Annotated in this window: 16 protein-coding genes, 1 tRNA gene, 1 other RNA gene and 1 pseudogene; 15 read left to right on the top strand and 4 right to left on the bottom strand. The window is 70.0% G+C overall.

Features of this window, described 5'->3' with window-relative positions:
* Nucleotides 1-18 precede the first annotated feature (18 nt).
* The 3 genes from OG329_RS21745 to OG329_RS21755 form a co-directional block, all read right to left on the bottom strand.
* Nucleotides 19-459, bottom strand: a complete 441-nt coding sequence (locus OG329_RS21745) for a hypothetical protein (RefSeq protein ID WP_405797378.1) — start codon at nt 457-459, stop codon at nt 19-21.
* A gap of 143 nt (nt 460-602) precedes the next feature.
* Nucleotides 603-1,361 carry a glycosyltransferase family 2 protein gene (locus OG329_RS21750; RefSeq protein WP_405801954.1) on the bottom strand — a complete coding sequence of 253 codons (759 nt, stop codon included), beginning with the start codon at nt 1,359-1,361 and terminating at the stop codon, nt 603-605.
* Nucleotides 1,362-1,366: 5 nt separating this feature from the next.
* Entirely contained in the window at nt 1,367-2,155 is a 789-nt protein-coding gene (locus tag OG329_RS21755; protein WP_405801956.1) for a GntR family transcriptional regulator, read from the bottom strand.
* Nucleotides 2,156-2,496: 341 nt separating this feature from the next.
* Here OG329_RS21755 and OG329_RS21760 point away from each other — a divergent pair, with 341 nt between their 5' ends.
* From OG329_RS21760 to OG329_RS21810, 11 genes and pseudogenes are all read left to right on the top strand, one after another.
* On the top strand, nt 2,497-2,871 hold the full coding sequence (locus tag OG329_RS21760) for a hypothetical protein (RefSeq protein ID WP_405797379.1): 375 nt from the start codon (nt 2,497-2,499) through the stop codon (nt 2,869-2,871).
* Nucleotides 2,872-2,926: 55 nt separating this feature from the next.
* Nucleotides 2,927-3,211: a hypothetical protein gene (locus tag OG329_RS21765; protein WP_405797381.1), complete on the top strand. Its 285-nt coding sequence runs from the start codon at nt 2,927-2,929 to the stop codon at nt 3,209-3,211.
* Complete coding sequence (locus tag OG329_RS21770; protein WP_405797382.1) at nt 3,178-4,107, top strand: DUF2637 domain-containing protein; 930 nt, start codon at nt 3,178-3,180, stop codon at nt 4,105-4,107. The genes OG329_RS21765 and OG329_RS21770 overlap by 34 nt, the downstream gene beginning before the upstream one ends.
* Before the next feature lie 84 nt (nt 4,108-4,191).
* Complete coding sequence (locus OG329_RS21775; protein ID WP_405797383.1) at nt 4,192-6,297, top strand: cell division protein FtsK; 2,106 nt, start codon at nt 4,192-4,194, stop codon at nt 6,295-6,297.
* A 142-nt stretch (nt 6,298-6,439) separates the two neighbouring features.
* The gene (locus OG329_RS21780) at nt 6,440-6,691 is read left to right on the top strand and encodes a hypothetical protein (RefSeq protein WP_405797384.1); all 252 of its coding nucleotides are present in this window, start codon (nt 6,440-6,442) and stop codon (nt 6,689-6,691) included.
* 35 nt (nt 6,692-6,726) lie between these two features.
* On the top strand, nt 6,727-6,921 hold the full coding sequence (locus tag OG329_RS21785; RefSeq protein WP_405797386.1) for a hypothetical protein: 195 nt from the start codon (nt 6,727-6,729) through the stop codon (nt 6,919-6,921).
* A 120-nt stretch (nt 6,922-7,041) separates the two neighbouring features.
* A complete protein-coding gene (locus OG329_RS21790; RefSeq protein ID WP_405797388.1) occupies nt 7,042-7,716 on the top strand; it encodes a hypothetical protein in 675 nt (224 codons plus the stop codon).
* Nucleotides 7,713-8,024 carry a DUF6303 family protein gene (locus tag OG329_RS21795; RefSeq protein ID WP_405797389.1) on the top strand — a complete coding sequence of 104 codons (312 nt, stop codon included), beginning with the start codon at nt 7,713-7,715 and terminating at the stop codon, nt 8,022-8,024. The genes OG329_RS21790 and OG329_RS21795 overlap by 4 nt, the downstream gene beginning before the upstream one ends.
* A 116-nt stretch (nt 8,025-8,140) precedes the next feature.
* Nucleotides 8,141-10,114 carry a DUF3987 domain-containing protein gene (locus tag OG329_RS21800; protein WP_405797391.1) on the top strand — a complete coding sequence of 658 codons (1,974 nt, stop codon included), beginning with the start codon at nt 8,141-8,143 and terminating at the stop codon, nt 10,112-10,114.
* Nucleotides 10,115-10,344: 230 nt separating this feature from the next.
* Complete coding sequence (locus OG329_RS21805; RefSeq protein WP_405797392.1) at nt 10,345-10,587, top strand: helix-turn-helix domain-containing protein; 243 nt, start codon at nt 10,345-10,347, stop codon at nt 10,585-10,587.
* A gap of 9 nt (nt 10,588-10,596) precedes the next feature.
* A pseudogene (locus tag OG329_RS21810) lies at nt 10,597-11,744 on the top strand (tyrosine-type recombinase/integrase).
* An 81-nt stretch (nt 11,745-11,825) separates the two neighbouring features.
* Here OG329_RS21810 and OG329_RS21815 read toward each other — a convergent pair.
* Nucleotides 11,826-11,913: transfer RNA gene (locus tag OG329_RS21815), tRNA-Ser, on the bottom strand.
* A gap of 72 nt (nt 11,914-11,985) precedes the next feature.
* Between OG329_RS21815 and ffs the strand changes: the two genes are divergently transcribed.
* From ffs to OG329_RS21835, 4 genes are all read left to right on the top strand, one after another.
* An RNA gene (gene ffs, locus OG329_RS21820) (signal recognition particle sRNA small type) lies at nt 11,986-12,084 on the top strand.
* Nucleotides 12,085-12,126: 42 nt separating this feature from the next.
* Nucleotides 12,127-14,403 (top strand): DNA polymerase III subunit gamma and tau, encoded by a 2,277-nt coding sequence (locus OG329_RS21825; RefSeq protein WP_405797394.1) that lies wholly within the window; start codon nt 12,127-12,129, stop codon nt 14,401-14,403.
* A 120-nt stretch (nt 14,404-14,523) separates the two neighbouring features.
* Complete coding sequence (purD, locus tag OG329_RS21830; RefSeq protein WP_405797396.1) at nt 14,524-15,780, top strand: phosphoribosylamine--glycine ligase; 1,257 nt, start codon at nt 14,524-14,526, stop codon at nt 15,778-15,780.
* A gap of 272 nt (nt 15,781-16,052) precedes the next feature.
* Nucleotides 16,053-17,843, top strand: a complete 1,791-nt coding sequence (locus OG329_RS21835) for a hypothetical protein (RefSeq protein WP_405797397.1) — start codon at nt 16,053-16,055, stop codon at nt 17,841-17,843.
* Nucleotides 17,844-18,172: the final 329 nt, after the last annotated feature.

Genomic DNA, 18,172 nt, shown 5'->3' on the forward strand with positions numbered 1-18,172 from the left:
CACGCGCCCTCCCTCGAATCACTCACGGACCGATCCGAGAGCCAAAGTGGCACCGCACAGGACGGACGCGAGGGCGAAGCCCAGCGCGGCCGGATTGACGTAGCCGGGAACGGACTTGGCATCGAAGCCTCCGGACTCCGTCGTCTCGCAGACGAACCGGAGCGGGATGTAGTCCACCGTGTAGCCGATGACATGCACCGCCTGGGGCGATGATCGGCAGGGCGGAGAGGGCGACGAACCAGTGCCGCCGTCCTCCGCCTCCACGACCGCGCCGGCGACATGGATCAAGCCCCACGTATACAGGGCGGCTGCGACGCCCCCCAACAGGGCGGTGAGGCTCCGAAGCCAAACCGCGGTGTCGGCATGACGGAGGCCAACCCGGCCAAGTCCGCCGAGACCGTAGCCGACAAAGCCGACGACGGCGATCAGCCCGACGACAAGGAACAGCAGGAGCACCATGCACTGGAGTTCACCAGAGCGAGATCACGGCGAAGTGACGGAACGGGCCGCTCCACGCACGGAAGCGCCACAACTCACGCCAGCGTCTTCGCAGGGGTGCAGCCCGTTCTCGTGAACGTCGAGTTCCTCCGACGTCGATCGCCTCACCCTGCAGACGGGTACTTCCACCCGAAGTACGCCAGCGCCCGCGCCCGTGCCTCCACCACTGCCATCCGGGCGTCGCGTTCGCCCGCGTCCGTGTGAGCCGACTGGCTCGTCGCCTGACCGGGCCACTTGCGGTAGAGCAGTCCGACTTCGCTGCTGAACCAGCCGCGGCTCGTCGCGTTCAGGGCCAGGAGAAGCCCAGTGTCCTCCGAGGCCGGCAGCGCCATCCAACCGCCCAGCGCCAGCAGCAGTTCGCGGCGGACGAAAAGCGTCGCCGGGTGGACCTGGGCGCGGTAGTCGTGGGACGACCAGTGGTCGAGGACGGCGCCCCGTTCCACCGGTCCGTGCTCCGGGTCGCCGTCGAAGCCGACCGTTGTGCCGTCGGGGAGCAGGTCGAGTACGCGGGACGTCGCCCAGCCGATTGTGCGGTCGGCTTCCAGCGCGGCCAGGTCGCGGGCCAGCGCGCCCGGGGGCAGTTGGTCGTCGGCGTCCAGGATCCTCATGTACTCGCCGTCTGCGTGCGCGAGAGCCAAGGTGCGGGCGGTGCCCGGTCCGCCGGGGCGTCCCTGACGGAACGTCACGCGCGGGTCGTCGGGGACATGTGGGGCGACTTCGTCGCTCTTGCCGTCCTCCTGGATCACCCAGTGCCAGTCCCAGCCGTCCGGCAACTCCTGCTGGCACAGCGACTTGTACGCGTCAGTGAGGAAGTGCGCGGAGGGTGGGTGCACGGCCGTGATGATGGCGACGCGCCGGCGCACGGCACTCACCACCTTTCCAGGGGAGTGGTGAAGAGCATTTCCGTGCGGTCACCGGGCAGCGTGACGTCCGACATCTCCACCACGCGGTTGTCGAGGTCGAACGACGTCTTGCGCAGGAGCAGGACCGAGGTCCCCGGCGGCAGGTCCAGTTCCTCCGCCTCTTCCGGCGTCGGCGGCCGGGCCGTGACCCGTTCCTCGATGCGGTCGAGCTCGATTCCCACGGTGTAGAGCTGGTTCTGGGTGCCCCCTGGCCACGGCTCTTTCGTCTGGTCCAGCAAGTCCCGGTTCTTCTCGACCAGCGAGCGGATCAGGTAGGACGTGACCAGGTTGAACGGGGCTCTCTCGGCGGCGTACCGCGTCCGGTACGTACGCACCACGAGCGCCGTTCCCTCGGGTACGCCGAGCGCTTCCGCGAGATCCGGGCCCGCCTCGCCGTCGCTGTAAGCCGCGTGGAAGACGAGATCATCTATCTGTAGGCCGGTGTCATGCTCGGTCGCTCCGGTCTCCAGCCGCGTGGCCTCAGAGGCGCGCACGCGCTCCTTCTCCCACTGATGCCTGCTGTTCGCCCGGAAAATCGAGGTACGGGACCGACGGACGAAGTTGCCGCGGCCGTGCTGCTTCTCGATCAGCCCCTCGTCCTGGAGGAGCCGAAGCGCGTCACGGATGGTCGGCACGCTGCGCCCGTACTCCGCCGCGAGTCTCGTCTCCGAGGGCAGGCGGTCGCCGGGCAGCAGCTCACCTGCGCGGATGGACTGACGTAGCTCGTCCGCGATCCGCTCGTACACCTTGGCCACAGCCACTCACCGTCCTGTTCCTGATGACGGCGCCAGCATACGACTCATAAAGAGGTCTTGACGACTGGAGGAGAGGCAGGTCATAGTCAACGCAACTCCTCAAGAGGAGTTGAGGAGTGCATCTCCTGATGACTTGCTGTGCGCCCGGAGATCCCCGTGAAACGGGTTCGAAGGAAGCGCTCGTGGCTTGAGAACTGAACAGCGTGCCTCAACGAACGAGTGTTTTTGATCTTCGGCACTGCCGCTGTGTGCGGCGCTGTCGGAGGTCATGACCGCTCGTCCCTGCCCTGATGAACGGTCATCTCGAACCCGTCCTGGCCTCCCTCCCGGAAGGAGATCCGATGTACCTCGGAATCGGCGATGTCGTGAGAGATCGCGCCGACATGGCGGTCGGCATCGTCGTCGGCGTCACCAGCCGTGCCACCGGCAACCGCGTGGCGGTGTACGTCTCCGGCGATGCGGTACGGCTGAGCGAGCTGTACGACCTGGACTTACTGGCCCGTCACGCCAGGCAGATCTCGACCGGCCGACGCGTGCTCGCCTTGGTCGTCCTCGTCCTTTCGGTGCTCGCCGCCTTCTATGGCTGCTTGTCCGCCCACGCGTTGGGCGCCGGCTGGCTGCTGATGTTCCTGTCCGGCCTCGGTGGCTTCACCGCCGTACTCACCGCGTACCAGTGGTGCGGCCATCTGACCGGCCCCCGGCGCTTCCGCGTCTGAGCGCTTCCTCCGAGCACACCGCCCCCGTCCCATCCCCACGTAGAGGAGAGAACCGATGCGCGTGTACGCCGGTGGCCCGGAGGGCTTCAGCGCCTTCGACGGCGCGGCCCCCGAGGACTTCCTAGACCTCTTCCTCGGCGAGAGCGGCGAGTCCGAAGAACAGCGCGCGGCGCGCGAGATGGCGGCCCGCGACGTACTGGCCGAGCTGATCGACCGCAGCGACGACGACGAGTGCGCGATGCTCAACGCCCTCTACGCGGCTCAGCTCATGGCGGTCGTACGGCTGAGCCGCCGAGCCAACAACCCATGCCCGAGTTCGATGGTGCGGCGGGCCGCGTGAGCGTGGCGATGGCAGGGATGTCGCCGCCTCCGCTCGGTAAGGCCGACAAGGCGCTGCTGGGAGTGGTCATTCCCGCCGGCGGTGGTGTGGGCGCCCTCGGGCTCGTCGCCTCGTACGACTCCGTGTCCACGGCCGCGACCCGCTGGGGCTTCACCGAGGCGTGGATGCTGCCGGTCGGCATCGACCTGGCGATCCCCGTGTTCACGGCGGCCAACTTGCTGTTGGTCCGGCTCGGTATGCCGCTGACGTGGGTGCGGTTCGTGCCATGGGGACTGACCCTGATCACGTGCTGGCTGAACATCGCGGCCGGCACCTCCCTCTCGGCGAAGATCGCCCACGGCGCCATGCCTCTGCTGTGGGTGGTCCTGAGCGAGATCGCGGCTCACGTCTACGCGGTCCGTATCGGCGTCGCCACCGGCGCCCGGATGGAGCGCATCCGGCGCTCGCGCTGGCTGTTCGCGCCGCGTACGACGCTGATGCTCTGGCGCCGGATGGTGCTGTGGGAGACCACCGACTACCGCGAAGCGCTCGCGCTGGAGAAGCGGCGACTGCTCGTACGTGCCGAGCTGCGCGAGCGGTACGGCCGAGGGTGGCGGAGGAAGGCGCCGGAGCGCGATCTGGTGTTGCTGAAGTTGGGGGAGTTGGCGCCCTCGGACGAGACCGGGACTGGCCCTGGCCCGGAACCGGAGCCGCCGCGAGAGCCCCGAGCCCGTCGCAAGAACTCGCGCCTCACCTGGGACGAGGCAGTCACCAAAGCCCGTGTGGCGACGGCGAGTTGGCCCTACTCCGCGCTGGACGCCGACCCCATCCGCAAGGCCATCGGCTGTAGCCAGGAACGCTCACGGCAACTGCGCGACGTACTGAGGTCCGAGCGCGCACCGAGCCCACACCCGTAACGCCCTTTTGAACTGAGGCCCGGCCGCTGCTTTGGCGGGTAGGGCCGGGCCTCGGTTTCCCTCCCGTTCCGGAAGGAAGAACCAGTGAAGCACGACCATCACGAAGACAACGGCGACGACGAGTCTCACCCCAACCACCCGACTGAGTCGGGCGACCCGACCGAGCCCGTCATGGTCGACAGCGATGGCGCGCCGACCGGCTCCGGTCTGTTGGGTCGGGTGACCGGTGCGAAGCGGCGACCGGTCGTCCCGGCGTGGGCGAAGTCGCGTTCTGAATTCAAGTCGGCGGGCAAGGGCGTAGCCGCGTACGCCTGGCACGTCGCCGCGTACCACGCGGTGCGCACTCCCTGGTACACGATGCGCCTCGCGCTCCAAGCTCCTTGGGGCGCCTGCCAGTTCGTCAGTGGCTCGCTGCGGTGGGTCGCCGACACCGAGGGCGAGCCGTTCCGGCAGGCGTCGGCCACCCGCGAGGACGTGGACGAGTACTTGAAGCTCTCGCGTCAGCGGGACCGGCGGGTTCGGTGGCGTACGGTCGTCGCCGTCCTCGCCTCGGTCGTGGGGCTCACTACGGCTCTGACCTTGTACGTCCTGGCCCCGGCTTGGCTGCTCGCCCTGGCGAGTTCGGCCGCCACGCTCGCGCTCGGCAGGCTGGGGCAGTCGGCCGACGCTCCGGTCATCCGCCGGGCGGTCGAGATCCCCAAGGCAACCAAGTTGACCAGTGACATCGTGCTGCGCGCACTGGGCTCACTCGGCATCCCTGCCATTAACCAGGCACAGTCCAAGGGCGGCACCGGATTCAGCTTCACCGCGCCCATCACGCGGGACGGCCCCGGTTGGATGGCGGAGGGGGACCTTCCGTACGGCGTGACCGTGACGGACGTGGTCGACCGACGCGACAAGTTGGCATCCAGGCTGCGTCGGCCGCTGGGCTGCGTATGGCCGGAGGCGGTCCCCGACGCACACACCGGCCGACTCCGGCTGTGGGTCGGTGACCAGGACATGGCCAAGGCGCCGAAACCCGCCTGGCCACTGGCCGCGCGTGGGTCGGTCGACCTGTTCAAGCCGGTCGGGTTCGGCACCGATCAGCGTGGGCGGTGGGTGGAGATCACCCTCATGTACATCGCGGGCGTCATCGGTGCCATCCCGCGTATGGGCAAGACGTTCCTCCTGCGGCTCCTGCTGCTGATCGCCGCCCTCGACGTACGGGCGGAACTCCATACGTACGACATGAAGGGCACCGGCGACCTCGACCCCGTGGGCGATGCGGTCTCGCACCGGCACCGCGCGGGGGAGGAAGAGGAGGACTTCGAGTACGCCCTGGCGGACCTGCGCGAGCTGCGGCAGGAATTGCGCCGCCGCGCGAAGGTGATTCGGTCGCTGCCGCGCGACATCTGCCCGGAGTCGAAGGTCACTTCGGCCCTGGCCAGCAAGGCGAAGCTGGGGCTGCATCCGATCGTGATCGGGGCGGACGAGTGCCAGAAGTGGTTCGAACACCCCAAGCATGGCGCGGAGTTCGAAGAGATCTGCACCGACATGGTCAAGCGCGGTCCGGCACTCGGCTTCGTACTTCTGCTCGCGACGCAGCGCCCGGACGCCAAGGCACTGCCCACCGGCATCAGCGCGAACGCGTCGGCGCGGTGGTGCCTGAAGGTCATGGGCCAACTGGAGAACGACATGGTTCTCGGCACGTCCTCCTACCGCCGGGGCATCCGGGCGACCATGTTCGCCTGGGGCGACAAGGGCATGCACTACTTCGTCGGTGAAGGCGCCGATGCCCGCATCGTCAGCGCCTCGAACATCGACGGCGTGGCCGCCGAGCGGATCGCCCTGCGCGCCCGCGCTCTCCGTGAAGCGGCCGGCACACTCTCCGGTCACGCACTGGGGGAGGCGTTCGAAGCCGCCGAAACCCCCGCGTACGACCTGTTGGCCGATCTCCTCGCAGTCATGCCCGCCGGAAAGCCGAAGGTGTGGGGCGAATCCCTCGTCTCCGCGCTCGCCGAACTCCGGCCGGACGTCTACGGCCAGTGGTCACCCGAGCAACTGACGTCCGCGCTCCGGCCGTTCGGCATCCGTACGACGCAGGTATGGGGCGTCACCGACGACGGCAAGGGCGCCAACCGTCGCGGGATCCAACGCGCCGACATCCTGCGGGCGGTCGCGGAAAGTGACGAAAGGGCCGACGCGGCGTAGCCCGCAGACGCCGCTGGACCTAGCGGGGACACCCGCTAGGTCTAGCACCCCCGCTAGCAGCACAAACCACCTCTGAGCAGGCCACTAGCTTCTAGCGGCCTTCCTCGCGCATGCCCTGATTCCTGCCCTGGGAGGGGTTTCGATGCCGTCCCTGATCACCGCTATGCCCGCCCTGATACTCCTCACTCTCTGCTACGCGGCGCTGTGCGCCGTCTCGCCGTTCGGTATCTGCCGCAAGTGCCACGGCTGGGGCTTCCGCATGAAGCAGAACCGCCGTGGACGGATCAAGCGCGGTCGGGACTGCCGCCGTTGCCGCGGTTACGGCAGGCGTATCCGCGTCGGCCGACACCTCTACAACGTCGCCTCCCGTCTCCACCGCGACGGCACCCACTGACCTCTTCTCCCCGCGCGCATTCAAGGAGACCGCCCGTGTTTCTCACCATCTCGGCCCTGGCCTTGACGGGCCTCTTGCTGGCCCTGCTTCTGCGGTTCCGAGCCCTCGGCGTCGGCGCCGCTGTCGTCGCCGTGATCTTCGGCTTCTACCTCTCGCGGACCGGTGCCGCCGACTCGATCGACCAGATCATGACCGCGCTCGCGAACGCGGTCCGCAACGTCCGTCCGTGACTTCCGACTTCTGACTTCTGACTTCGTACGTACGAGAAGGGAACCCCCGTCGTGTTCGACGACCACGAGCAGTACGCACCCGGCCCGGCGGCCCTCGCGCCTCGGCGAGAGGGACCACTGATGACCAGCGACACCATCCCGTGGTTCCACCACCTGACCGACAGCGTCCACGCCCTCGGCGCCGCCGCGCGCGAGTACCGAACAGCCAGTCAGGCGGCGCGGGTCGCGTCCTGGCACATCGACCCGGCTCGACTGCTTCCTGTCGACGGCGCCCTACACGTCCCTGGAAGGGACTTCGTCCGGCCGTACGACGACGCTCTGTTGAAGCTCGGGGACCTGTACAGCGAGCTGGAGAGCGGCACGAAGGATCTGTACGAGAACTCCTCGCTGGCCTACGCGTACGCCGCCACCTCGGCGGTGCGGTCCATCCTCGCGGGTGAGCGTCCGCCGCACGTCGAACTCGGCCGCCGCGACGGCCGGTACGAGCTGCCAACGGGTTCCCTTCCCGAGATGCCCAGTGCCCTTGACCACTGGACGGGTGCCGAGCGACTTACCCGGCTCCGAGAGCACGTGATCGAGCGGCAGCGGGCCCGCTCTCTCGTATCGGACTTCGCGTTCTACGAAGATCTGGCGGATTGCGAGACCGCCGAACTCACCACCGCGACAGCGTGCGCCGCCGGACTCGCCGACAGTGCGTACGCGTATGGAGAGGCCGGCGAAAACGCCCTGCACTTCGTGCTTCTCTCCGCCGCGACCGGTACCGCTGTGATGGACACCGCAGGGGGCCGGCAATGAACAAAGGCACAGTGCAGGCGGCGCAGATGGCTCGTACTCACGACGGGGCCCACTGGATCATCTATGTCGTCATCCTCGGCGAGTCCGAGTGGCCGGAAGTGCGGCTCCCCGTCGGCGACGGCATCCCAAGCGTGGCCAGACGCTCAGATGTTCTCGCAAGCCTGGGCTACGTTTCCTCGTCCGCCGCCACGCGGTGGGAGTGGATCGAGGGCCAAAGCGACGACGAGCCGGTGCATCTCATCGCGACTCACAAGGTCGTACCCGCCGAAATAGAGCACCCCGCCGGTAGTAGCACCCGGCGCTCGTAGCTGTGCCCGGGGCAGCGGTCGACGGATCAATGAAGCCCGCTGCCCCGGTGCCTCCCATCCCATCCACGGACACAGGAGGTGCCCTCAGAATGCACCACATCCACAGCACTCGCGCTGTGAACGATCCGCTCCCCGACCACGAGGACCCGAGCCCCGCACCGCCGAACGACCAGGAAGCCGAACAGGCAGCGCTCGGCGCCATGTTGCTGTCGCACGTCGTCCTCGGCGAAGTCACCGCGCTCATCACCGCGCACGACTACTACCGCCCGGCGCACGCGACCATCCATGCCGCGATCACGACGATGCACTCGGCGGAGCTGCCCGTCGACCCCATCACCCTCGCCGCCCACCTGCGCGAGACCGGCGACCTTGAACGCGTCGGTGGGGCAAGCTACTTGCACACGCTCGTACAGGCCACGCCCACCGCGGCGAACGGCTCGTACTACGCGCAGATCGTTGCGGGCACGGCCAGGCAGCGCCGCTTGATCGAAACCGGAACGCGCCTCGTCGCACACAGCCGTCAAGGCACGCCCGACATCGCGCAACTCGCCGCCCGCGCCACCTCCGAGTTGGCCACCATCGGCAACGCCGAACGCTGGCCCGCCCCGATTCCCCTCGGTACTCACGCTTCGCTGCCCGCGTTCCCCGTCGCCGCGTTGACACCGTGGATCGCCGAACACGTTGCCGCCGTGGCCGAGTTCACGCAGACGCCGCCGGATCTCGCGGCCACGATGGCGCTCGCGGCCGTCGCCACGGCGGCGGGCGGTCGCGTCCAGGTCGAGGTACGGCCCGGTTGGCGCGAGCAGTCGAACCTCTACCTCGTCTGCGCGATGCCCCCTGCCTCGCGCAAGTCGGACGTCTTCGCCGCGATGACCGAGCCGATCTACGACGTCGAGCGGCAGCTCCAGGAAGAGACACGCGCCTCGATCATCGAGGCCGAGACCGCGAAGGAGGCGGCACTTGCCGAGGCCGAAGGGCTCATGGCGAAGGCCCGTAAGCCCGGCGGTTCGATCGACCGCGCGTCGCTCGTCGCCGAGGCGTCCGCCGCGAAACTACTCGCCGAGGAGATCCGCGTACCGCCACGGCCCCGCCTGACGGTCTCCGGCGACATCACGCCCGAACCGCTCGCCCAGCAACTCGCCGTGCACCGCTACCTCGCGGCCCTGTCCCCCGAGGGCGACCTTTTCGACATCATCGCCGGCCGCTACAGCGCCAAGCCGAACCTCGGCGTTTTCCTCCAGGCGCACAAGGGCGAGCGGTTGCAGACGGACCGCATCACCCGCGAACAGCCCAGTGTCGACAAGCCCGCGCTCACCATCGGCATCACGCCCCAACCGGCGGTGCTGCAAGACCTCGCCAGCACACCGGGCGCCCGTGACCGAGGACTACTCGCCCGCTTCCTGTACGCGCTTCCGCCCTCGAACCTCGGCTACCGCAAGACCCGCACCACACCCGTCCCCGCATCCGTCGCCCAGCGATACCACGGCCGTCTGACCCGACTCCTGCACACGTTCTACGCCCTCCCTGAGCCAGCGACCGTCACCCTCACACCACAGGCCGACCGAGCCGTAGAAGCACTCCAGGACACGCTCGAAGCCTCACTCCGCCCGGACCAGCCACTCGCCCACCTCCCGGACTGGGCGGGCAAACTCGTCGGCCACACGGCCCGCGTCGCCCTGCTCCTCCACCTCGCGGACCGAGCCACGAGCGACAACTGGGGCCGGCCCGTCGAAGCGACGACGATCGACCGGGCAGCGGAAATCACCGCGTACTACACCCAGCACGCCCTGGCGGTCTTCGACCTGATCGCCGCTGACCCCGCCACCGAGGCCGCCCAGACGATCCTCGACTGGCTACGACGGCCGAGGACGAACGGCACCTGGCGCACAGCCATCAAGCGCCGCGACGCGGTCGCCGCCTCCCGCCGCTTCCGCACCGTCGCCCAGGTCGAACCGGCGCTCACCCTCCTCGAAGCCCAGGGCTACCTCCGAGCGGACGAACCGCACCGCACCGGCCGCGTCGGCCAACCCGCCTCGGCGACGTACCGCGTCCACCCCTCCCTCCAGAAGGGAAGCGCCGATGCCCGCTGACCGTCAGCAGCGTCAGCACAATCCGCCGACCAGCAAGCCCACCGGTGAACGCGCGGTCAGCGCCCGTCCGCACAGTCAGCAACGCCCCACTCCGTTGCTGACGCCGCTGACACCCGCTGACGCCCCGCACCACATCAAACCCGCAGGTCAACGAATTCCGCTGACGCTGCTGACACTTCCCGTCCGTCTTCTTCTCCCTGCCTTTCGCCATTCGTCAAGGAGTCGTAGCCATGACCGGCGACCAGCCGCGCGAGCTTCCTGAAGGACTCACTTTCGATCCGACCCTCCTCGCTCTGACGGTGGAGGAAGCCGCCCGTCGCCTGAGCGTTGGCCGGACGACCATGTACGCCCTCATTCGCGACGGAGCAGTGCAGACCGTGCCGATCGGACGGTCACGTCGCGTCCCCGTCCAAGCACTCAGCGAATACCTCGGCCCCCGCATGCAGTTCCGCACCGAGCACACAGCCGCATAAGGAGAAGCAATGGCCAAGCGCGCCAAGCGCCCTGACGGCGCATCGTCCATCTACTTCGGTAAAGACGGCTATTGGCACGGCCGAGTCACGGTCGGTGTCTGCGATGACGGTAACCCCGACCGACGCCACGTCATGAGCAAGGTCAGTGAAGCGGAAGTTATCCGTCGGTCCGGGAGAACACCTACGCCGGCTACGAGGTGGCCGTTCGAGTTCACCTGATCCCCGGCCTCGGCGCGCACCGGCTCGACAAGTTGGAGCCCGAGCACCTGGACCGCTTCTACGTGAAGATGCAGGCCAACGGCAGCAAGCCCGCGACGGCTCATCAAGCTCACCGCACGATCCGCACGGCTCTCAACCACGCATTGAGGCGCGGCCACGTCACTCGGAACGTTGCTTCTCTCGCGGTCCCTCCGCGAATTGAGGATGAGGAGGTGGAACCGTACGACATTGAGGAGGTGCAGCGCCTGCTTGCCGAGGCGGCCAAGCTCCGCAATAGCGCTCGGTGGTCCGTCGCCCTCGCTCTTGGCCTGCGCCAGGGGGAGGCCCTGGGGCTCCGCTGGGCGGATCTCAACCTCGAAAGCGGTGTTCTGCGTGTGAGGAAGAATCGGCTGCGACCGAATTACCTTCACGGCTGCGGGGGCGAGTGTGGTCGGAAACCGGGGTACTGCAAGCAGCGCATTCGGAAGAACGAGGACACGGCCAATACGAAGTCACGCGCCGGCCGCCGCGTCATCGGCGTGCCGGGTGAGTTGGTTCGGCTGCTGGAGCTCCACAAGAAGGAGCAGGAACGTGAACGCCTGCTTGCCGGGCAGGAATGGCGCGAGACCGGTTTCGTCTTCACGTCTCCAGCAGGGGCGCCTTTGGTGCCCAGCACGGACTACGACGCGTGGAAGCAGTTACTCGTGGACGCGAAGGTTCGTGACGGGCGCCTGCACGACGCCAGGCACACAGCCGCGACGGTCCTGCTCATCCTCGGTGTCCCCGAACGAGTCGTGATGCAGATCATGGGGTGGTCGTCCACCGCCATGGCCGCCCGCTACCAGCATGTGACCGGCGGCATCCTCAGCGACGTAGCGAAGCGCGTCGGAGGGCTCATCTGGGAGGTCGCCAAGGACTCCGAAGAGGATGATCGGGAGGGGACCGCCAAGTCTCGTTGAGACTGTGGATGAGACTACGGACGTCGAAGGCCCGCCCTCGCTAGCGAGGGCGGGCCTTCAACTATTGCCCGGTGAGAGCAATGGCGGAGGATACGAGATTCGAACTCGTGAGGGGTTGCCCCCAACACGCTTTCCAAGCGTGCGCCCTAGGCCACTAGGCGAATCCTCCGCGACGAACCATACAAGACCGGGAGCGGTGCTCGCGAACTCGTTCGTGGGGGTGGGGATCGGGTACTGTGGGCGCAGCCCCTCACGTGGCGCTATCTGACTGAACTCCCCCAGGGCCGGAAGGCAGCAAGGGTAGGTTGGCTCTGGCGGGTACGTGGGGGGCGTTCGCGTTCGCGGGGGTGGGATGTCGTAGCGGGCCGATATCGTCGTAGGTGTGTCGTCCCTAGCGCTGTACCGCCGTTACCGCCCCGAGTCGTTCGCCGAGGTCATCGGGCAGGAGCATGTCACCGACCCGCTGCAGCAGGCCCTGCGCAACAACCGGGTCAATCACGCGTACCTGTTCAGCGGGCCGCGGGGCTGTGGGAAGACCACCAGTGCGCGCATCCTCGCGCGCTGTCTGAACTGCGAGCAGGGGCCCACGCCGACCCCCTGCGGGGTCTGCCAGTCCTGTCAGGACCTGGCCAGGACCGGTCCCGGGTCGATCGATGTCATCGAGATCGACGCCGCTTCGCACGGTGGTGTGGACGATGCCCGTGATCTGCGCGAGAAGGCGTTCTTCGGGCCGGCCGGCAGTCGGTACAAGATCTACATCATCGACGAGGCGCACATGGTCACACCGGCGGGGTTCAACGCCCTGCTGAAGGTGGTCGAGGAGCCGCCGGAGCATCTGAAGTTCATCTTCGCGACCACCGAGCCCGAGAAGGTCATCGGCACGATCCGGTCGCGTACGCACCACTATCCGTTCCGGCTGGTGCCGCCCGGGACGCTGCGGGACTATCTCGGTGAGGTGTGCGCGAAGGAGCGGATCCCGGTCGCGGACGGGGTGCTGCCGCTCGTGGTGCGGGCCGGTGCGGGGTCCGTGCGGGACTCGATGTCCGTCATGGACCAGCTCCTCGCGGGTGCCGCCGAGGACGGTGTGACGTACGCCATGGCGACGGCCCTCCTCGGTTATACGGACAGTTCGCTGCTCGACTCGGCGATCGACGCCTTCGCCGCGGGCGACGGCGCGGCGGCCTTCGAGGTCGTGGACCGGGTCATCGAGGGCGGCAACGACCCGCGGCGGTTCGTCGCCGACCTGCTGGAGCGGCTGCGGGACCTGGTCATCCTGGCCGCCGTTCCGGACGCCGGTACGAAGGGGCTCATCGACGCCCCTGACGACGTCGTGCAGCGGATGCAGGACCAGGCGTCGGTCTTCGGGGCCGCCGAGCTGAGCCGGGCCGCCGACCTCGTCAACACCGGGCTGACCGAGATGCGGGGCGCCACCTCGCCCCGGCTCCAGCTCGAACTGATCTGCGCGCGCGTGCTGTTGCCCGCGGCCTTCGACGACGAGCGGTCCGTACAGACGCGGCTGGACAGGCTGGAGCGGGGGGTGTCGGCGGCGGCGTTCTCGACCGGGGGCCCGGCGCCCGCCATGGGATACGTCCCCGGCCCCGAGGCCCACGCGGTGGCACCCGGCAACGGACCCGCCGCGGCGCGCGCCGCCGTACAGGCAGGCGAGACAGGCGCGGTGCCCCCGCCCGCCCCGAGCCCGCCCCCCGCACCTGCTCCCGCCCCCGCTCACGCCGCCGAGCCCGCGCCGCCCCCGAGCGCCGGCCGCCCCGGCGCCTGGCCCGGCGCGGCCACGCCCGCCCCCGCTGCCCCCGAGCCCGCCCGTAAGCCCGGTGGGTGGCCCACCGCGTCGGCCCCGGGGCGCGGCCCGCAGGCCGCCGAGCCGGCGGCCCCCGCCCCCGCCGTGGCCCCACCGGCCCAGGAGCCCGCCGGTCCCGTCATGACGCAAGGCGCCGGACAGGTGCGGAACATGTGGCCGGACATCCTGGAGGCGGTGAAGAACCGCCGCCGTTTCACCTGGATCCTGCTCAGTCAGAACGCGCAGGTGGCGGGCTTCGACGGGACGACCCTCCAACTCGGCTTCCTCAACGCGGGCGCCCGCGACAACTTCGCCAGCAGCGGCAGCGAGGAAGTGCTCAAGCAGGCGCTCTCGGAGCAGTTCCACGTGCAGTGGAAGATCGAGGCGATCATCGACCCGTCCGGCGGCACCCCGCAGCCGCCTGGCAACGGCGCCGGTGGTGGCGGTAACGGCGGCAACACCCCTGGCGGCGGCGGGGGTTACGGAGGTGGCGGAGGCTACGGAGGCGGGGACGGCGGCGCCAGACCCCAGGCACCCGGCCCCTCCCAACGGCCCGCACCGCCCGCCCAGTCCACCGCCGGACCCGGTTCCGGCACCGGCACCGGTTCCGGCGGCTCCGGCTCCGGCTCCGCGATGAACGGCGCCTACGCGCCCGCCGCCCAGGCACCCGCCGTCCCCGGCCCCACGCCGCCCGAACAGCGCCGCCCCTCGGACGCGCCAGCAGTGCCCCCCCGGCACGTCGCCCCCGAGGACGACACTCCTGAAGAGGACGACGCCGACCTCGTCGACTCCGCCCTCTCCGGGCACGACCTGATCGTCCGCGAGCTGGGCGCCACCGTGGTCGAGGAGTATCCGAACGACTGAGTGCCCGAACGACCAGGGAGTGTCCTGCCGGGCTCGCGGTCCCTCACACACACGCCCGCCGCCGTCCGGCCGCCGGACGCCAGGTCGGTCGCCGACCCCCTCCCCGCTAGGCTGCCCCCCGTGAAGGTCCTTGTCATCGGCGGCGGTGCCCGCGAACACGCCCTGTGCCGCTCTCTGTCCCTCGATCCCGACGTCACCGCTCTGCACTGCGCCCCCGGCAACGCCGGTATCGCCGAAGTCGCCGAGCTGCACCCCGTCGACGCCATGGACGGTGCCGCCGTCGCCCGGCTCGCCACCGAGCTGGAGGCCCGGCTCGTCGTCGTCGGACCCGAGGCGCCGCTCGTCGCCGGTGTCGCCGACGCCGTACGGGACGCGGGCATCGCCTGCTTCGGCCCGTCCGCCGAGGCCGCGCGACTGGAGGGTTCCAAGGCGTTCGCCAAGGCCGTGATGGCCGCGGCCGGCGTCCCCACCGGGCGCAGCTACGTCTGTACGACCCCCGAGGAGATCGACAGGGCCCTCGACGCCTTCGGCGCCCCCTTCGTCGTCAAGGACGACGGTCTCGCCGCCGGCAAGGGCGTCGTCGTGACCGACGACCTCGCCGCCGCCCGCGAGCACGCGCTCGCCTGCGGCCGTGTCGTCATCGAGGAGTTCCTGGACGGTCCGGAGGTCTCCCTCTTCGCCATCACCGACGGCCGTACGGTGCTCCCGCTGCGCCCCGCCCAGGACTTCAAGCGGGCGCTCGACGGCGACGAGGGCCCCAACACCGGTGGCATGGGCGCGTACTCCCCGCTCCCGTGGGCCGATCCCAAGCTGGTGGACGAGGTCATGGAGACGGTGCTCCAGCCGACCGTCGACGAACTGCGCCGCCGTGGCACGCCCTTCTCCGGGCTGCTGTACGCGGGCCTGGCGATCACCGGCCGCGGTGTGCGGGTCATCGAGTTCAACGCCCGTTTCGGCGACCCCGAGACCCAGGTGGTCCTGGCCCGGCTCAGGACCCCGCTCGCCGGTGTCCTGCTGGCCGCAGCCGAAGGCCGGCTGGCCGACCTGCCGGAACTGGTCTGGCGCGACGACGCGGCGGTCACCGTCGTCGTCGCCTCGCACAACTACCCCGGCACGCCGCGTACCGGCGACCCGATCGAGGGCCTGGCGGACGTCGTCGCGCAGGATGCGCCCCACGCGTACGTCCTGCACGCCGGGACGCGACTGGCCGACGACGGCAGTACGGTCCTGAGCGCCGGCGGCCGTGTGCTGTCGGTCACGGCGACCGGCAAGGATCTCGGGCAGGCGCGGGAGCGGGCGTACGCGGCCGTGGACCGGATCCGCCTGGACGGTTCCCAGCACCGTACGGACATCGCCTGCGAGGCCGCCGAAGCCTGACGCCGGGAAGGGGCCGACTCCGAACCGGCGTCTACGGAAACCGGAAACCGGACCCCGGACCCCGGAACACCGGCGCGTCAGCACCTTTGCCCAAAGCCATTCCATCGAGTGACGGTTAGGCCATCCGAATGACCCCCGCCGGGGCCCCAACTATGGTGCGGCGCAAGCGTTCGGGCACTTGGCTCACCGGCATTGCGATGTCAGTGGCGGGTGCCACAGTGGGGGAGTGAGCAAATCCGCCGCAGTGCTGGCAGAGGGGGTGAGATCCGGACGTGTCCGGTTCCGGTGTCGGTGAGGAGATCGGCGCCCAGGGCGCCAGGTCCAGGGCTCTCGCTGTGCTGCGCGTGCGCGGCAGGGCGTCGGCCGTCGCGCTGCTGCCCGCCGCGGTGGCGGTGGTCCTGCTCGCGGGTGGTGTCACGGGCCGTCTCGACGGCGCGAGTTGGGACATCGCGCGCTGGGTCGTGACGGCTGTCGCCGTGGTCGTGCTGCTGTGCGCGGTGGCCGTCGCCGCCGTGATCGCCAGGGCCAGACCTGCCCTCAGTCCCACCGTGGAGATCGCCGAGCGGTCCGCCCCCGACCTGTATCGGCTGGTGCGGGATCTGGCCGAGCGGCTGGATGTGCCCGCGCCCTCGTCCATAGCGCTGACACCCGACTGCGACAGTTGGCTGGAGGACCGTACGCACCCCGCGCACGCCCTCGCGGACACCGGCACCGACGCCGGCACCGGCACCGACGCCCGGACCGGCCCGTCCGCGACCGGCACCCGAGCCGGCACCGCACGGACCTCCGCACGGTCCTCCGGACAGGCCCGCGCACAGGCCCCCGTCCTCGTCATCGGCTCCCCCTTCCTGTGGTGGATGCGGGTCGCCGAGTTGCGCGCCGTGCTGGCCCCCGTCGTGGCCGGTACGGGCCCTGCGTCGCACCCCGACATAGCCGCCGCCCGTCGTTTCGTGCGGGGCCTGGACGCCGCGGTGGCGCTCTCGGGCCGCCCCGACCTCGGGTTGATACGCCGGGCCGCGCTCGGCCTCGTCGGCCGGATCGCCCGTCTGATGCTGCGCGCCTGCGGCGAGCACGCCGCGCTGATGGAGCGCGGTGTCGCCTCCGCCGCGTCCGAGCGCGCGCAGGGTGTGGATTACGGCCTGCGGATCGTCGCCCAGGAGCAGGTCGGTCTCGCCTACGCGGGCTGGGACCGGCTGCTGACGCGCGTCGCCCTGCCCGCCTGGCGGATGGGCCGCTGGCCGTCCCGGCTCGACGTCGGAGTCGTATCGGCGCTGACCGAGCTGTCACGGCGCGACCGGCTGGCGGAAGGTTTCACCTCCCGGCTCGGCGAGCGGCCCGCCTGCGATCTGCTCGAGGAGCCCGGCGCGATCGACGAAGCCGCGTCCCTGCTGGCCGCGCGCCTGTTCCACGGCGGCCCGGCCGTGTCCGGTCCCGACTGGTCCCCGGTCGACTGGCAGCAGTATCCGGAAGAGGTCGTCGACCGTAAGTGGCGTACGGAAGCGGCCAGGCTCCACCGCGTTCTGGACGACATGGGCGTACGCCGCTCCGCGCGGCCCGGCGGCTCGATGACCGGCTCCCCGGCAGGCTCCCTGACCGATTCCGCGGACGACTCCTCGGCCGCCCCCGTGCTCGGCCCCACGCTGGACCGGGTCATCGACCATCTCGCCGGACAGGGCGAGGAGACGGGCGACGCCCTGGCGGCCGGGATCAGCGCCGAGGTGGCGCGCGAGGAGGCCGAGGCCGTGCCGTCCGTCCCCGCGCCCGCCCCGGCGCTCCGTGGGACGGACCCGCTGCCGCTGTTCCCGCTCGTGCCGCCGCGTACGGGGCGTGAGCTGCTGGCCGACCATGTCACGGCGATGGTCTGCTGCGCCGCCGTGGACACGGCGGGTGCGGCCCCCGGCCTCGACTGGCTCGACGGCCCGGCCCTGCTGATGGACGGCAAGCGCCGTACGGACCTGGCGGGCGGGGTGCTGAGCCTGGTGGAGGACGGCGACGTGGAGCCGCTGCGGGTATGGCTGGCGGCCACGGGCGTACGGCCGGAGAAACCGGTCCGTCTGGTGTGAAGTCGGTCACCACCGACCGGACGGAAGAGACGCCGACAAGCTTGCCGAAGCCCGCCCAAGTCCACCGAATCACGCCGAATCACGCCGAATCGCGCCGAAGGCGCGCCGCGATTCCCCGGGGACACGCCCGAGACGTACCGGGCCCCGCCGAAAACCACCGCGAAAAGCCCTGCCCGAGGCCCTGTCCAAGGCCCAGCCAGCGGCCCCGCGAGAGCCGCCGCGCAGCGCCGCGAACAGCCCGGTCACGCCCCCACCGCACCCAACCCCCCATCCGGAGCCGGGTGTTCCGTCCGCTTCCGTCTCCTTCCGTCTCCTTCCATTCGCGACGA

This window comes from Streptomyces sp. NBC_01506 (assembly GCF_045040295.1).
In the GTDB taxonomy this organism is placed as follows: domain Bacteria; phylum Actinomycetota; class Actinomycetes; order Streptomycetales; family Streptomycetaceae; genus Streptomyces.

What these genes read in the sequence shown, in the direction of transcription:
- OG329_RS21745 (WP_405797378.1), bottom strand. Translation starts at nt 459, where the DNA reads ATGGTGCTCCTGCTGTTCCTTGTCGTCGGGCTGATCGCCGTCGTCGGC.
- OG329_RS21760 (WP_405797379.1), top strand. Translation starts at nt 2,497, where the DNA reads ATGTACCTCGGAATCGGCGATGTCGTGAGAGATCGCGCCGACATGGCG.
- OG329_RS21765 (WP_405797381.1), top strand. Translation starts at nt 2,927, where the DNA reads ATGCGCGTGTACGCCGGTGGCCCGGAGGGCTTCAGCGCCTTCGACGGC.
- OG329_RS21770 (WP_405797382.1), top strand. Translation starts at nt 3,178, where the DNA reads ATGCCCGAGTTCGATGGTGCGGCGGGCCGCGTGAGCGTGGCGATGGCA.
- OG329_RS21780 (WP_405797384.1), top strand. Translation starts at nt 6,440, where the DNA reads ATGCCGTCCCTGATCACCGCTATGCCCGCCCTGATACTCCTCACTCTC.
- OG329_RS21790 (WP_405797388.1), top strand. Translation starts at nt 7,042, where the DNA reads ATGACCAGCGACACCATCCCGTGGTTCCACCACCTGACCGACAGCGTC.
- OG329_RS21795 (WP_405797389.1), top strand. Translation starts at nt 7,713, where the DNA reads ATGAACAAAGGCACAGTGCAGGCGGCGCAGATGGCTCGTACTCACGAC.
- OG329_RS21805 (WP_405797392.1), top strand. Translation starts at nt 10,345, where the DNA reads ATGACCGGCGACCAGCCGCGCGAGCTTCCTGAAGGACTCACTTTCGAT.